General features: G+C 47.7%; 11 protein-coding genes. 7 read left to right on the forward strand and 4 right to left on the reverse strand.

What is annotated here, in order from left to right:
* Positions 1–24: 24 nt before the first annotated feature.
* Complete coding sequence (locus AC1DXC_RS12580) at positions 25–729, forward strand: head GIN domain-containing protein (RefSeq protein WP_477459494.1); 705 nt, start codon at positions 25–27, stop codon at positions 727–729.
* 103 nt (positions 730–832) lie between these two features.
* Here AC1DXC_RS12580 and trxA read toward each other — a convergent pair whose 3' ends face one another.
* On the reverse strand, positions 833–1,153 hold the full coding sequence (trxA, locus tag AC1DXC_RS12585; RefSeq protein WP_477459495.1) for a thioredoxin: 321 nt from the start codon (positions 1,151–1,153) through the stop codon (positions 833–835).
* 182 nt (positions 1,154–1,335) lie between these two features.
* Between trxA and AC1DXC_RS12590 the strand changes: the two genes are divergently transcribed.
* Positions 1,336–1,689 carry a hypothetical protein gene (locus AC1DXC_RS12590; protein ID WP_477459496.1) on the forward strand — a complete coding sequence of 118 codons (354 nt, stop codon included), beginning with the start codon at positions 1,336–1,338 and terminating at the stop codon, positions 1,687–1,689.
* Here AC1DXC_RS12590 and AC1DXC_RS12595 read toward each other — a convergent pair.
* Positions 1,684–2,439, reverse strand: a complete 756-nt coding sequence (locus AC1DXC_RS12595; protein WP_477459497.1) for an SDR family oxidoreductase — start codon at positions 2,437–2,439, stop codon at positions 1,684–1,686. The two genes, AC1DXC_RS12590 and AC1DXC_RS12595, sit on opposite strands and share 6 nt — an antisense overlap.
* A 130-nt stretch (positions 2,440–2,569) precedes the next feature.
* Between AC1DXC_RS12595 and AC1DXC_RS12600 the strand changes: the two genes are divergently transcribed.
* A complete protein-coding gene (locus tag AC1DXC_RS12600) occupies positions 2,570–3,046 on the forward strand; it encodes a winged helix-turn-helix transcriptional regulator (RefSeq protein ID WP_477459498.1) in 477 nt (158 codons plus the stop codon).
* A gap of 26 nt (positions 3,047–3,072) precedes the next feature.
* Here the strand turns inward: AC1DXC_RS12600 and AC1DXC_RS12605 are convergent, their stop codons facing one another.
* Positions 3,073–3,480 carry an EthD family reductase gene (locus AC1DXC_RS12605; RefSeq protein ID WP_477459499.1) on the reverse strand — a complete coding sequence of 136 codons (408 nt, stop codon included), beginning with the start codon at positions 3,478–3,480 and terminating at the stop codon, positions 3,073–3,075.
* Positions 3,481–3,534: 54 nt separating this feature from the next.
* Positions 3,535–7,125: a DNA polymerase III subunit alpha gene (gene dnaE / locus AC1DXC_RS12610; RefSeq protein ID WP_477459500.1), complete on the reverse strand. Its 3,591-nt coding sequence runs from the start codon at positions 7,123–7,125 to the stop codon at positions 3,535–3,537.
* Between the two features lie 106 nt (positions 7,126–7,231).
* Here dnaE and AC1DXC_RS12615 point away from each other — a divergent pair, with 106 nt between their 5' ends.
* From AC1DXC_RS12615 to AC1DXC_RS12630, 4 genes are all read left to right on the forward strand, one after another.
* A complete protein-coding gene (locus AC1DXC_RS12615; RefSeq protein ID WP_477459501.1) occupies positions 7,232–7,858 on the forward strand; it encodes a hypothetical protein in 627 nt (208 codons plus the stop codon).
* 156 nt (positions 7,859–8,014) lie between these two features.
* Complete coding sequence (locus AC1DXC_RS12620; RefSeq protein WP_477459502.1) at positions 8,015–13,138, forward strand: translocation/assembly module TamB domain-containing protein; 5,124 nt, start codon at positions 8,015–8,017, stop codon at positions 13,136–13,138.
* Complete coding sequence (tamL, locus tag AC1DXC_RS12625) at positions 13,135–15,393, forward strand: translocation and assembly module lipoprotein TamL (protein ID WP_477459503.1); 2,259 nt, start codon at positions 13,135–13,137, stop codon at positions 15,391–15,393. The genes AC1DXC_RS12620 and tamL overlap by 4 nt, the downstream gene beginning before the upstream one ends.
* 130 nt (positions 15,394–15,523) lie before the next feature.
* Positions 15,524–15,949 carry an aspartyl protease family protein gene (locus AC1DXC_RS12630; RefSeq protein WP_477459504.1) on the forward strand — a complete coding sequence of 142 codons (426 nt, stop codon included), beginning with the start codon at positions 15,524–15,526 and terminating at the stop codon, positions 15,947–15,949.
* The last annotated feature ends 30 nt before the right edge of the window (positions 15,950–15,979 follow it).

Here is a 15,979-nt window from a genome sequence, read left to right on the forward strand (position 1 = left end):
TAGATTGAACAAAAACTAAAAGACATGAGATCATTAAAAAATTTTATACTGGCTGCCGTAATGGTGGTTATAAGCGCATCGGCATTTGCCAAAAATAATACGGAAGACCGTCATTTAACAGGCTTCAACGCGGTAAACGTAGCCGGCTCTTTCGATGTGTACATCACCCAGGGTTCGTCAGAATCGGTAAAGGTTGACGCCCCTGCCGATATCATCGGCCGCATAGTAACCGAAGTAGAGGGCGGCACCTTAAAAATTTACACCAAGCGCGATGACAACAACAGCTGGAGCTGGCACGATAAAAAAGTAGTGATTTACGTAGCCCTTAGGGACGTTAACGCTATTACCCTTGCAGGGAGCGGCGATATCTTTTTTAAAGAAGGCCTGAAAGCAACTTCGTTGAAATTGAAATTATCGGGCAGCGGCGATATCACCGGTAAACTGAACGTGAAGAATCTGGACAGCAGCATTGCAGGTTCGGGCGATATTACCATCAGCGGTAGTGCCGACGTATCGTCTGTTAGCGTAGTAGGGTCGGGCGATTTTACCGCCCGGGGCATGACTACCGGCAACACTAAAGTAAGCGTAGCAGGCTCTGGCGATGCCACCGTAAACGTTTCTGATAGATTAGATGCCTCGGTAGTAGGCAGCGGCGACGTGCACTACACGGGTTCGCCTAAAAGCATCAATACCTCAAAAGCCGGCAGCGGCAGCGTAAGTAGGATGTAACCTATCAGACGAAAGAGAAAAGACTGAAAGAGAAAAGACAGTTCAACACAAAAGGCTTCGGATTTACCCGAAGCCTTTTGTGTTTTATATATGATAGATAAACTTATACTAATTGCTTAGCTAGTTTTTCGGTCAGTACTGATTTTGGTACAGCGCCAATTTGTTTGTCTACAATTTCGCCGCCTTTAAAGAATAATAAAGCCGGGATGTTGCGGATGCCGTACTTCATGGATATGCCTGGGTTGTTATCTACGTTTACTTTACCTACAATGGCTTTGCCATCATATTCTTTAGCAATGTCTTCTACTACAGGGCCAACCATTCTACACGGACCGCACCACTCTGCCCAAAAATCAACAAGTACTGGTTTATCTGATTTAAGAACAAGTTCTTCGAAGTTTGCATCTGTTATTTCTAAAGCCATGATATTTTTATATTTAAAATTTTTAGTGTACAAATATATACTATTCAAATAGCTTGCCACAAGTGGGTGCCTGACAATGTGACAATTCTATTGATAATGTGGATAATATTGACAGATGTGTAATAATCAGTGGGTTTAAGGTTACCTTTTTACTACTTAAGGTATCAATTAAAAAGCTGGTTATGGAGTTCCTGTTATTGTTTGTGGCACCTTTTCTGCAGATTATCCTTTCGGTATTAAGGCTGGTGCGCAAGATACAATTGCCCTTATTCGCCATTTTCGGGTTTGCGCTTTTTGCAGGCATTATATGCTCTTTTATAGCCATGGAAATTATTTTGGATGCGATGTCTCGAAAAGCGCATGGAGAGGGAATATGCGGCATGCCAGGTATGGCTGCACTTTTTTGCGGTATATTCATCACTATTGTTACCACGCCTATAATTGCCATGATCTGCTATTTCATCAACCGCTATCTGCAAAAAACGGCCGAGGCTGATGCCCCGGCCACTATCCCAAACAAACCAATCAACTTATAAATTATACATCCCGCCATCGGCAATCAGTTCAGAGCCTAACAGGAAGGTGGAATCGTCCGAGGCGAAGAAGGTTACCACTTTGGCCAGTTCTTCGGATGTACCGAACCTGCCAATAGGGATTTGTTTCAGTATGCCTTCGCCCATTTGCTGTAGCTGGTCATCAGTGATACCCAGTTTATCGGCGCTGTGCAATGGCGTGCCTACCGGGCCGGGGCTTACGCTGTTCACGCGTATTTTGCGTGGTAATAACTCTACCGCCAGGTTTTTAGTCAACGATAACAAGGCTGCTTTGCTTGCTGCGTAAACGCTTGCACCTGCCATGCCGATGTGGGCATTGATAGAGGTATTGAAGATGATAGAACCGCCTTCGTTTACCAATGGCAGCAACTGCTGCAAGGTAAAATAGGCACCTTTAAAGTTGATATCCATGATATCATCGAACATCTCTTCTTCCATCGCCTCAACCGAGTTGAATTTACCAATGCCGGCATTCACGAAGATGATATCGATGTTAGGAGCGATGGCTTTAACCTGCTCGTTTAGGGTTTTTATTTGTGCCATGTTGCCGCTATCGGCAATTACGCCGTAGGCGTTATCGCCTAATAAAGCGATGGCCTCGTCTATAGATTTTTGGTTGCGGCCGGTGATGATAACCTTTGCGCCCTGTGCTATAAATTCTTGTGCGGTGGCCAGGCCTATACCACTGTTGCCGCCTGTTATTACTGCTATTTTATTGCTTAGCTTTTTCATTATCTTTGTTTTGATGACTCAAATGTACGGCGGGCGCAGGCCCCCGTCAAGAATGCACCATTTTGTACGGAACGCACCTTTTAGTAGGTTATGGGCGCATTTGCGTTAAAGCCAATCCGCAATTTTTTATATGACAAAACAAAGACATCCCCTGTACACCTGCAGTATGGAAGCTGCCCTGAGTGTGATAAGCGGCAAGTGGAAAGTGAAGATACTGAACCAGCTTTTAGATGGCCCGAAACGCTACAGCGAGATACGCCGCAACATTGAGGGCATGACTGAGAAGATGCTTACCCAGCAACTACACGAGTTGGAAGAAGACAAGATACTTACCCGTAAGGTTTACCCCGAAGTACCCGCGCGCGTAGAATACGCCTTTACCGATTTAGGCAAAGAACTCGCTTCGATATTCTACGCCCTCGAAAAATGGGGCGCCCACTTTTTAACCGTAAACAGCGATAGCATAAAGGTTGCGGATGAAAGTTGCTACACGTTTAGGGAGCCTGCAATAGTGGTAAAATTACAGGATGCCGTTAAAGAATTGAATGATGTTAAAGCGGGAAAAGTAGAGGCAAGAGATTTCGACGATTTGTTAAAGGAATTATAATTTCTCAGTTCCGTTTTTCTCGACTACTATTCAACCACCTCGCTTATCTGGATTATCGGCGTAGTGTTGGTATATTTGGGGATATCCGCGCGAATTTCTTGTGCATAGGCTTTCATGCCGTTTTGAAAAGCGGCTATGTTGTCGAAATATAGTGTGCCTATAGCCAAATATGGTACCGGCGCGCCGGGAGCACTTCCCGCAATGCCTTTGTCTATGGTGGCGCCTTTCATGTCATCGCCAAACAGACGTTTTACCATAGGGATGTGCTTGGTTGCGTAATAATCCATATCAAAGGTTTTGCCCTCGCCGTTGGGGTAAAGTATAGTTACTTTTATCATGCCTTTTTTAACGGATTGCGCAACTGCTTGTTTAACAGACAGGCAGCCAAAAACTAAGACTAACGCTAAAATTAGTAGGGCGGTTTGTTTTTTCATGATCATTTAAATTGGTTGCCCGAATTTAAATGATAACCTGCACATTACCAAGTCCTACGCCAGCACCGCATTCATACTCGTCAGGCTTAATATCTCGGCCATCAAATCATCGCTAGGGTTTACTTTGTGGCTTTTAGATGCCAGGTTCACAAACATCGATTCCTCTCCGTCGTTTATCTTGAATTTGAGCAGGCAACTGCGCGATGGGTATTTCTGGTTATTGGTATCTACCATCTGTAACAGGCTTGCTATCACCTGGTCGTTCACGGCGTTTATATCCAGGCTTACGGTTACGGATTTGGTGAGTTTCTCGCGCATCTCCGATAATAAGCTCATCACAGTTACACGCAAATCCCAGTTATCTTTTTGTCTGAATTTTTCTTCTATATTGCCTTTGATGTGCAGGAAATACCCATCCATCATCAGGTTACGGAATTTGACGTAATCCTCGCCAAAAAACGCAAACTCGTACGATTCATCGTAGTCTTCCAGCACGAAGGTGCCAAAGGGTTTGCCCATTTTGGTCGTTTTATGCTGCACGTTGCCTACCAGGCCGCCAATACATATTTCGCCGCGCTTGCGCAGATCGGCAAACTTGGCCATTATTTCTTCGCCGCCCTCGCCCGAACGAGCCTTTTGCACTACCTTAAGCTCTGCTAAAGTGGTGTTGCAATATTTCTCCAGTTCCAGCTTATAGTTATCAAGCGGGTGGCCGGTGAGGTAGATGCCTATAACATCTTTCTCATATTTCAAACGCTCGATTAATGGCCATTCTTCTGCATCGGGCATGGCTGGCTCGGGGATATACGATGCTACCTCGCCACCGAATAACGACGATTGCGAACTGTTTTTGGTGTTCTGGTAGTCGTTACCGTATTTAATCAGGCGTTCTATGCCCGTAAGCAGACCGTTCTCCGTCTTGGCAAAAAACTGCGCCCGGCAAAGGCCAAAGCCATCGAAGGCCCCGCCATAAACCAGGTTTTCGTAGGATTTACGGTTTACCGATCGGGTGTTGCTTCGCTGCGCAAAATCATATACGCTGGTGTAAGGGCCGCGCTCGTTGCGTTCTTCTATGATACTTTCTACGGCCTTTTCGCCCACGCCCTTAACGCCAGCCATTCCAAAGCGGATAACGCCTTTTTTATTGGCGGCGAAGGCCATATCGCTTTCGTTGATATCGGGCCCCAAAACCTGCACGCCCATGCGGCGGCATTCTTCCATAAAGAAGGTAATCTTCTCCATGTTGTTTTGGTTGTTCAATACTGCCGCCATGTATTCTGCCGGGTAATGCGCTTTTAAGTAGGCCGTTTGGTATGCCACGAAAGCATAGCAGGTAGAGTGCGATTTATTGAACGCGTACTGGGCAAATGCTTTCCAATCCGTCCATATTTTGGTGAGCTTATCTTTAGGGTGACCTTTTGCAATGGCCCCATCCATAAACTGAGACTCCATTTTGTTGAGTACCTCAATTTGCTTTTTACCCATGGCCTTACGTAAAACGTCGGCATCGCCTTTGCTGAAGCCGGCGAGCTTTTGCGATAAAAGCATCACCTGCTCCTGGTACACCGTGATACCGTAGGTTTCGCCCAGGTATTCTTCCATATCTGCCAGGTCGAAAACGATAGGTTCCTGCCCATGCTTACGCTTGATAAAGTTAGGGATGTACTCTATCGGCCCCGGGCGGTACAGGGCGTTCATGGCAATTAAATCCTCGAATTTATCGGGCTTCAGATCGCGCAGGTACATCTGCATGCCGTCACTTTCAAACTGGAAAGTACCGTTGGTATCGCCGCGCTGGTAAAGTTCGTAGGTCTGAACATCATCAAGCGGTATATAATCGATATCGATATGTACATCATGGTTCTGCTTGATCATGCGCAGGGCATCCTTGATAATGGTGAGCGTTTTAAGGCCCAAAAAGTCCATCTTGATAACGCCTGCATCTTCAATCACGCGCCCATCGTACTGGGTAACCAGCAGGTCAGAGTCCTTGGCGGTGGCAACGGGAACGATGTCTGTTAAATCGTAAGGGGCAATGATGATACCCGCCGCATGCACGCCCGTATTACGTACCGAACCCTCCAATTTCTCCGCTTCGCGGAGCACGATGCCTTTAAGCTCGGTTGATTTGTAAATGGCCTGCAGCTCGGGCACCTGTTCTATGGCCGTTTTAAGGTTGATGCCCAGCGTGTCGGGCACTAGCTTTTTCAGGGCGTTCACATCGGCAAGTGGCATATCCAGCACGCGGCCAACATCCTGTATGCTGGTGCGGGCGGCCATAGAGCCGTAGGTGATAATTTGGGCCACCTGGTTCTTGCCGTATTTATCAACCACATAATCGATAACCCTTTGCCTGCCTGCATCGTCGAAATCCGTATCAATATCGGGCATGCTTTTCCTGTCGGGGTTCAAAAAACGCTCGAACAGGAGGTTATACTTCAGCGGGTCGATATTGGTGATACCTGTACAATAAGCCACTACCGAACCGGCGGCCGAACCACGGCCCGGACCGATGAATACGCCCATATCGCGCCCGGCTTTGATGAAGTCTGCCACAATAAGGAAGTACCCCGCAAAACCCATGGTGCGGATGGTGAACAGCTCGAAGTTGATCCGTTCCTCAGCCTCGGGGCTGATATCTTTATAACGTTCCTTGGCACCTAAAAAGGTAAGGTGTTTAAGGTATTCCCACTGGTTAAGGGTATCGGCATCGGGCGTAAGGTCGCTGTGTATCTTAAATTCGGGGGGGATAACGTAGTTGGGGAGGAGGATGTCGCGCTTCAGCTTCAGCACATCCACCTTATCTACAATCTCCTGGGTATTATCCAATGATTCGGGGATATCATGGAACAGCTTGCCCATTTCGGCCTGAGTCTTAAAATAAAACTGATCGTTGGTAAAGCCGAAGCGGTAGCCCTTGCCGCCCTCTTCGTCGGTCGCTATGGGGGTGCTTTGCAAATCGCCGGTGTTTACGCAAAGCAAAATATCGTGCGCGTTAGAGTCCTGCTGATCCACGTAGTGCGAATCGTTGGAGCAGATTACCTTTACATTATATTTTTTGGCGAATTTGGCCAGCACCAGGTTTACCGTGTTTTGCTCGGGGATATCGTGGCGCTGCATTTCTATGTAGAAATCTTCGCCGAACAAATCTAACCACCATTTAAATTCAATCTCGGCAGCCGCCTCGCCATCGCGCAAAATAGCCTGCGGAACGGATGCGCCCAGGCAGCACGTTGTGGCGATGATGCCTTTATGGTATTTTAAGATGAGTTCCTTATCTATACGTGGCCATTTGCTGTAAAGGCCCTCCATATAGCCTAAAGAGCATAACTTAATCAGGTTTTGATAACCCTCGGCGTTTTTGGCCAGCATCAGCTGATGGTAACGCTTATCCTTTTTCTCTTTGGTAAACTGCTTTTTATGCCGGTCGTCTACCACATAAAACTCGCAGCCCACTATCGGTTTTACGCCATGCTTTCCCGCCTCGGCCACGAATTTGAAGGCGCCGAACATGTTCCCGTGGTCGGTAATGGCCAGGGCTTTCATGCCATCGGCAGCGGCCTTTTTATATAACTTGGTTATATCGGCGGCGCCGTCGAGCAACGAAAATTGGGTGTGTACGTGTAAGTGCGAAAATTCGGGCATGGTATCTTTCTCTCCGTATCGTGTAGATTACAAATTTATCAAAAATCGATACGAAATACCGTTTTGTGGAAAAATCATCGGCTATCTTTAACACAAAAAAACACGGATGCAAATAGTGCCCTTGTCGCCAATCAGATCAGGATTTTTGTTTGTTTTTGCTATAGCGATGTTATTAACAGGTGCAGGGTGTCAGCCAAATTTACCGCCTGCAAATAGAGTGTTCGTTGTGCAACCGTTTAAGGGTATATCAACGGAGGATATAAAAATAGTGTGTGAGAAACTGTTAAAAGTAAATCCCCAATTGGTATTACAACCCCCAATTGCTTTGCCCCTAAACGCTTATTATAGACCCAGGAACCGCTACCGGGCCGATTCTATCATCAGTTATCTCGCTAAATTCGGCAACGCCGATACGGCTATCATCGGACTAACCAACGAGGACATCAGTACCCGAAATGGTGACATAGTCGATTGGGGCGTTATGGGCCTCGGTTTTCAGCCGGGAAACGCTTGTGTGATATCTACCTATCGTCTTCATAAAACTAAAATCGCAAGCCAGTTTTATAAGCTTGCTTTGCATGAGTTAGCCCATACGCAAGGATTGCCCCATTGCCCTAGTAAAACCTGTTTTATGCGCGATGCCGAAGGCGGCAATTATTTAGATGAAGAGACCGGATTTTGCAAATCATGCACCGCATTTTTAAAGAGCAAGGGCTGGCATCTCTCCAACTGAGTTATTTTTTGCATTACAAGTGTTAAATCAGTCATTTTCTTAGCTATCAAACCCGCTTGCAAAAAACATTCTCGCTATAATCGTGTTGGCAAAATACAGGGAACGCCTTGGCAAATGACTTGCACCGGGCCATAATTACCCCTAACCTTTACAGATTTGGAACGATTTGGACGTATAGCCCTCAAAACAATACTTTGGATAATCGGCAGCATCATTTTTTTGGTGTTGCTTGTAGTTATTTTAATACAGGTACCCGCCGTGCAGAATTATGCAAAAGACAAGGCGGTTACTTTTTTGCAGAATAAAATCCATACCAAGGTAGAAATAGGCCACATTAGCCTGGGCCTGCCTAAATTGCTGGTGCTGGAGGATGTTTATTTCGAAGACCAGAAAAAAGACACCCTGATAGCAGGCGATAAGCTGAAAGTAGATATTACTCTGCTTAAACTGCTGCAAAATAAGGTTGAGATAAACGAAATAAACCTGGAGGGTATCACCGCTAAGATAAGCCGCGGACCGGATAGCCTCTTCAATTTCGACTACATCATCAAGGCATTCGTAGGCGAGCAGAAAAAAGAGGTGAAGCCAGCCGATACGGCTTCTACCATGAAGTTCTCGTTGGACAAAATCATATTGGACAGGATAAACGTATCCTATAAAGATGCCACTACAGGCAACGATGTTAAATTCCTGCTGGGCCATTTCGATACCCGCATCAAAGATTTCGATCTGGATAAGATGAAGTTCACCATCCCCAAGATAAACCTGAGCGGGGTGAACGCCAAAATCATCCAAACGCCGGCGGGTTCATCTATTGCGCAGGCCGCAGCGGTTGATACGGCCGTCACCCCATTGAATATGGACCTGACCCTGAGTGAGATAAACGTAGATAAGGTAAAGGTTGATTACCGCAGCGGCGAGATGGCGGCCTCGGTAAACCTGGGCAAGTTTTTGGTGAATATGGATAAGATTGACCTGCGCAACCAGCATATAGGCGTTAAAACCGTAGAGTTGACCAACACAGATGCAGGCGTGATATTCGAAAAACCCAAAACCGTTGCTAAGGCTATAGATAAAGCCATCAAAAAACTGGATACCCTGGTATCGGCAAGGCAAACCGCCAAAGGCTGGACTGCCAACCTGGGCAGGATAACCCTGGTGAACGATAACATCAAATTCGATAACGATGCGCAGAAAGCTTTACCCCGCGGGATTGATTTTGCGCACATGAGCATCAAGAACCTGAATGCCGATATCGAAAACCTGGCCTATCATCCTGATAGCCTGTTGGGAAGGATTAATTCGGTTACGTTCAACGAGAAAAGCGGGCTGAAGCTGAATAAGTTCCACACCAGCTTTTTCTACGGGCCGAAAGGTGCTTACCTGAAAGATTTATTGGCCGAGACACCTACCTCCGTCATCCAAAAAGAACTGATTGTGGGTTACCCTTCCATCGATGCGCTCACCAATAACCTGGGCAAGCTAAGCATCAATGCCAATTTAGATGGCAGCAAATTGGGCCTGCGCGATATATTGCTGCTGATGCCTACCATGTCGTCAATGGAGCCATTCAAATCCTCGCCCAATACGGTGCTTAAAATAAACGGCCGCGTTACCGGCACGGTTGATAACCTGCGCATACCCAATATTGAAGTAAGCGGTTTTGGCAGCACCTATATCAAGGCATCGGCTATTGCCAAAGGATTGCCCGATGTGGATAAGGCTTATCTCGACCTTACAATAAACGATTTTCGCACCAGTCGCGGCGATATCGTACGGCTGGCGCCAAAAGGCACCATACCGCCTACGGTGAGCATCCCCGAGAGTATGAACCTGAAGGGTACATTTAAAGGCACCATGAAAAACTTCAGTACAAACATGAAATTGCGCAGCAGTTACGGCGCGGTAGATTTGGTGGCTGCATTAAAAAGCGGCAGGCGCAAAGGCAGCGAAACTTATTCGGCCAATATAAAAGCCAATAACCTTAATGTGGGCGCGTTGACCAAGCAGCCCCAGATGGTGGGCATGGTTACCATGAGCGCCAACATTAGCGGTGCGGGGCTCGACCCGAAGACCGCCAGTCTCAAGTTCAACGGCAATGTGGCCAGCGCTTACGTTAAGGGCTATACCTATAAAAATTTGGTAATGAAAGGCACGGCCAGCAATGGTGCCTACGTGGCCAACGCCCGCATGGCCGATCCTAACATCAATTTCAGCCTGGATGCCAAGGCCAACATGAACAAGAAATACCCATCGGTAAACGCTACACTGATGGTAGACAGCATTGACTTACAGAAACTGGGCTTTACCAAAGATGTAATGCGTTTCCACGGCAAGATAGTGGCCGATGTACCCACTGCCGATCCTGATTACCTCAACGCCAATATTATGGCTACCGAATTGCTGGTGAACAATGCAGGCAAGCGCATTAATTTAGATACCGTTAGCCTGATATCTACCGCCAATGCCGATAGCAGCAGCCTGCGCCTAAAAACGCCTGTATTTTATGCGCATATGGGCGGCAAGTATAAGCTAACGCAGGTTGGCCCTGCGGTGCTGGATGTGATCAATAAATATTACAATACCAACCTGGTGACCGGCACACCGGCAGCAAAAATCAAATACTCGCCGCAGCAATTCACGTTTGATGCGCGGCTGGTGAAAACCCCGCTGATAGATAAATTCGCGCCCGACCTCAAACAGCTGGATCCGGTATTGATAAACGGCCGCTTCAACAGTACAACCGGCGAATTGGTAGTTAATGGCTCGATGCCGAAGGTTATTTACGGCACCAATGCCGTAAACAACATGAAACTGGCTATTAACACCGGCAATAATGCCCTTAATTACAGCCTTACGGCAGATGAGATAAAGGTGGGCTCATCGTTAGATTTATTATACACCAGCGTAACCGGCTCGGCGCAGAACAACAAGCTGGGCATTAGCCTGCAGGTGCGCGATGCTGCCAAAAAAGAGCGTTACCGTGTTGCCGGCGTATTCAGTGTAATACCAAACGAATACCAGTTTAGCTTTTTGCAGGATGGCGTAATGTTGGATTATACCGCCTGGGCCGTTAACCCCAACAATGCGCTGGAATTCGGCAACAAAGGCATCCTGGCGCGCAATTTCAGCCTTACCAACAGCAACCAGGTGCTGAGTATTAATACGCCATCGGGACAATACAATGCGCCTATTAACGTCGACTTCAAGAACTTCAAAATAGAGACCATCACCAAAATGGCCAAGCAGGATTCCTTGCTGGTAGGCGGTACCATCAACGGCAATGCGGTGGTGAGCAACTTCCAAAAATCGCCCGTTTTCGAAGCGGCCATCAACGTAAGCGATTTCAACTTTAAAGGCGATACCGTAGGCAACATCGCGCTCAAGGTAAACAACCAAACCGCTAACGCCTATGCTGCGCAGATGAGCATCACGGGCAAAGGAAACCAGGTAGATTTGAACGGCATGTATTACACCGCTCCTGAAGGCCGTTTCGACCTGAACCTGAACATCGTGAACCTGGGTGTGAAGAGCATCGAAGGGTTCAGTTTCGGCGCCATTCGCAACTCCAGCGGCAATATTACTGGCGCATTAAAAATAACCGGGACGACGGCGGCACCGGCGGTACGGGGGAATATCAACTTCAATAAGGTAGCATTCAACGTATCCATGCTCAATTCGTACTTTACCATGCCCAAGGAGAGCATCACGTTTAATGACGAGGGCATCCGCTTCAACGATTTTACTTTGGTAGATTCTACCAATAATAAGGCCATCATCACCGGTACCATCTATACCAAAACCTATACCGATTTCAAATTCGGCATGGATATCAGGGCGGATAACTTTCGGATGATAAATTCTACCAAGGCAGATAACCAACTGTTTTACGGCAAGTTGTTTATGGATGCCAACGTGAAGGTACGCGGCGATATGGCCAAACCTGTGGTAGATGCCACGCTCACCGTGAACGAAAAAACGGATATGGTTTTCGTACTGCCTACAGCCGACCCGGCGGCCGAAGACCGCGAAGGCGTGGTAGAGTTTATAGACCAAAGCGCACCGAAGATGGATTCTATCCTGCTGGCCAAACAGCTGGATTCGCTCAAGAAATCGGAACTGCGTGGCCTCGACGTTACTGCCACGGTGAACATAAATAAGAATGCAAACTTCACCATTGTGATAGATGAACGCAACGGCGACGTAGTGCAGCTCAAAGGCGAAGCCCACCTTAACGGGGGCATAGACCCGAGCGGCAAAATCAACCTTACGGGTACCTACGTAGTGAACCAGGGTTCGTACAATTTGCAATATGCAACCGTTAGCCGCAAATTCAACTTTAAGCCGGGTAGTACCATCACATGGACGGGCGACCCAACCAGTGCCAACATCGACCTTACGGCCATTTACGTAGCCAACGTGCCACCTATAGATTTGGTGGCCAGTCAGCTTGGCGATGCCAACAACACGCAGTACAAGCAAAAACTACCCTTTCACGTAGACCTTAACCTGCGTAACGAGTTGCTGAAACCCGAAATCAGTTTCGATATCACCCTGCCCGATAGCAACTACAACGTATCCGGCGAGGTGACCAGCACGGTAAACACCCGCCTTAACCAGGTACGGCAAGATCCTAATGAACTGAACAAACAAGTGCTTGGCGTACTGGTGCTTGGCCACTTTATAGGCGATAACCCGCTGCAAAGCCGGGGTGGCAACGCAGGGGTTGAGGGAGCCATCCGCAGCAGCGTAAGCAGCTTACTTACGGATCAGTTGAACAACCTTGCCGGTGGCCTCATCTCAGGCGTAGACCTTGACTTCGGCTTAACCTCCGGGCAGGATTATTCCTCGGGCACGGCGCAGAACCGAACGGACCTGAACATAGGGGTATCCAAGCGTTTCCTCAACGACAGGCTTACGGTATCCGTAGGCAACAACTTCAATTTGGAAGGGGCGCAGCAGGGGCAAAAAACATCGAACATAGCGGGCAATGTGTCTGTTAACTATAAACTAAGCAAGGATGGCCGCTACTCATTGCGGGCTTACCGTAAAGATGAGTACGTGGTGATACAGGGGCAGATCATCGAAACCGGGCTGGGCTTTTCGCTCACGGTAGATTATAACCGCTTCCGCGAGATTTTCCGCAAACGGACGGACGCCGAGAAAGAGATGCGCAAGCGCTACAACGAGGAGCAGAAACTGAAAGACGCGCAGGACAAAGCCTCGCAGCAAAAAGATAAAGAAGACAGGGCCAGAACGCAGACCACAACTACACAATGATAAAACGTATAACATATTTGCTGTTGGTAACCGTACTGCTAAGTGCCTGCAGTACCACCAAATACTTGCCCAAAGGCGAGAAACTGTACACGGGCGGCAGTGTAAAAGTGGCAGATAAAGACATCAAAAAAGCAGATGCCAAAGCCATCAGTGCCGAAATGAAGACATTGATACGCCCGCAGCCAAATGCAAAGCTGCTGGGCCTGCGCATAAAGCTGTGGCTATACTATAAAACCAAGGCGCGCAAAGGCTTCATCCAAAAATTCTTCAGCAAGTATGGCGAGCCGCCGGTATTTGTGAGCCAGGTAAACCTGGAGAAGAACAGCACCATTATGCAAAGCCGCCTGCAAAACGAAGGCTATTTCCAGTCGACCGTAATTGGCGATACCATCGGCAAGCCCAAAACAGCAAGAGCCGAGTTTACGGTAACTGCCGGGCCGGCATACACCATTCGCAATGTAGCGTTCCCCATAGCTACTGATAATAGCCTGGATACAGCCGTAAGGGGAACCATGGCACAAACGTTATTGAAAGCAGGCGATAAGTACAACCTGGATGTAATCAAATCCGAGCGCATCCGCATTGATGCGCGTTTAAAGGAGGAGGGCTTCTTCTTTTTCGCACCCGAGCAGCTGATCATCAAGGTAGATAGCACCATCATCAATCACCAGGTAGACCTTATCGTGAGCATCAAGCCCACCACATCCGAAAGGGCCCGGGAAATCTACAGCATTCGCAATATTTATGTGTACCCTAACTACTCGCTACGCGATACCTCGTTGAAGCTGGACCAGGCGGTGCCCTATCGTTGGTACAACCTCATAGACCCGCGCAAATCCGTGCGCCCATTCATATTTGCCAACACAGTATTGCTGCATCCCAACGATACTTATAGCCGCACAACGCATAATAATTCGCTCAACAGGTTCATCAACCTGGGGCCTTACCAATATGTTAAAAACCGTTTCGAGGATGTAACGCCCGATTCGCCAAAGCTGGATGTTTACTACTTCCTTACGCCCTACAAGCGAAAATCCTTGCAGCTGGAGTTATTGGGCCGCACTACTTCTGCCAGCTACACAGGCTCGCAAATAAACCTCAGCTGGAAAAACCGCAACGCTTTTAAAGGCGGCGAGCTGTTTGCTGTTACCCTTTTTGCCAGTACAGATGTGCAGGTAGGCGGGCAAAACGGTGGCTTCAACGTGTTTCAGTATGGTATTCAACCTTCGGTTTCCTGGCCGCGCATCATCGGGCCCTTCAACTTAAAGGCAGATAATGCGTATATACCGCGTACCACACTTACGCTCAATTATACTTCGGTTGTGCGTAGTAAATTATACTCCCTCAATTCATTCAGCGGTTCGTTTGGGTACCAGTTCAAAACCAGTCCGCATAAGCTGAATGAGCTTAATTTGCTGGAGATTACCTATGTAAAGCCCCGCAACGTAAGCCTGCTTTACACCGATAGCATCAGAAACCCCAAAAACCGCAACCCCGCGCTTAAGCACGTGATAGATCCGCAGTTTACCTGGGGACCAAGCTATGCCTATACCTACGATAATACTACCGAGGATTACCGCACCAACAGCTTTTTCTACCGTGGCAAGCTCAGCTTATCTAACAACATCTACGGTTTGCTAACAGGTGCGGATACGCTTGCCGGTAAGGATAAAAAATTCCTGGGCAGCACGTTTAACCAATATGCCAAATTGGAGACCGAAGTACGTTTCTTTCACAAGTTGGGCGTGGGCAGCAAAATTGCCGCAAGGGTATTGGTGGGCCTGGGCCTGCCATACGGCAACTCTACCATATTGCCATACAACCAGCAGTTCTTCATCGGCGGGCCTAACAGCCTCAGGGGCTTTAGGGCGCGCTCTATAGGGCCTGGCACGGTTGATGCAAGTTCGCTTAATGGCGGTTTCATTGCAGATCAGTCGGGCGATATTAAGTTGGAGGCCAACCTGGAATACCGCACCCGGCTTTTCAGCATTGTTTACGGGGCCTTGTTTGCCGATGCCGGTAACGTTTGGAACGCCAAGCCGCACCAGGCGGGCGGTACCTTCGGGCCGAATTTCCTGAGCCAGATGGCGGTAGATGCAGGCTTCGGCTTAAGGTTCGATGCCACCGTGTTGGTATTGCGTACTGACCTTGGTTTCCCGCTAATGACGCCCTACATCAACAGCACCGGAAGCCGCAGCGTGCCTTTAAATTTCAATAAAGCCATATTGAACATTGCGATAGGTTACCCTTTTTAATTAGTTCATTAGTTCACTGGTTCATTAGTGAGTGAAGGAGTGAATTAGTGAATGACGGATTAGGGAATTATGTTTGTAACCTGCCAAGGTTTGCCACGTCAAACCAATGAACTAATGAACGAGTGAACCAATGAACAAAATTACTGTGCCCTTGCAAATGATAGACTTGCATGGCGATGGCTTCCATCCATTGCTTGATATTATGCTATTCGGCAAGCCATTTAAAGTGGTTTTAGATACGGGTGCATCCCGTACGGCATTCGACCGGGAATTGCTTTTGGCTGCGAATGAACATGCGGACATAACCGCGAGCGAGCGCTTGTCTACGGGGTTGGGTACAAACAGTATGGAATCTGCCACGGCTATCATCCATAATTTATGGATTGGCAGCTTGCTCATCCCCGAAATAGAGATTGCCGTGCTTGATTTATCTACCATTAATATCGCTTACAGCCAAATGGGCCACCCGGAAGTTTTAGGCGTTATCGGCAGCGATATTCTGGTGATGCACAAAGCAGTGATAGACTTTGGAAAAAAGGTGTTGGTGCTGGAATGATGCTGCAAATTCCCAGAAACTCCGTTGGGT

The organism is Mucilaginibacter sp. P2_D11 (assembly GCF_056404435.1).

Coding starts and splice junctions, on each gene's coding strand:
- AC1DXC_RS12580 (WP_477459494.1), top strand. CDS start 25: ATGAGATCATTAAAAAATTTTATACTGGCTGCCGTAATGGTGGTTATA.
- trxA (WP_477459495.1), bottom strand. CDS start 1,153: ATGGCTTTAGAAATAACAGATGCAAACTTCGAAGAACTTGTTCTTAAA.
- AC1DXC_RS12590 (WP_477459496.1), top strand. CDS start 1,336: ATGGAGTTCCTGTTATTGTTTGTGGCACCTTTTCTGCAGATTATCCTT.
- AC1DXC_RS12595 (WP_477459497.1), bottom strand. CDS start 2,439: ATGAAAAAGCTAAGCAATAAAATAGCAGTAATAACAGGCGGCAACAGT.
- AC1DXC_RS12600 (WP_477459498.1), top strand. CDS start 2,570: ATGACAAAACAAAGACATCCCCTGTACACCTGCAGTATGGAAGCTGCC.
- AC1DXC_RS12605 (WP_477459499.1), bottom strand. CDS start 3,480: ATGAAAAAACAAACCGCCCTACTAATTTTAGCGTTAGTCTTAGTTTTT.
- dnaE (WP_477459500.1), bottom strand. CDS start 7,125: ATGCCCGAATTTTCGCACTTACACGTACACACCCAATTTTCGTTGCTC.
- AC1DXC_RS12615 (WP_477459501.1), top strand. CDS start 7,232: ATGCAAATAGTGCCCTTGTCGCCAATCAGATCAGGATTTTTGTTTGTT.
- tamL (WP_477459503.1), top strand. CDS start 13,135: ATGATAAAACGTATAACATATTTGCTGTTGGTAACCGTACTGCTAAGT.
- AC1DXC_RS12630 (WP_477459504.1), top strand. CDS start 15,524: ATGAACAAAATTACTGTGCCCTTGCAAATGATAGACTTGCATGGCGAT.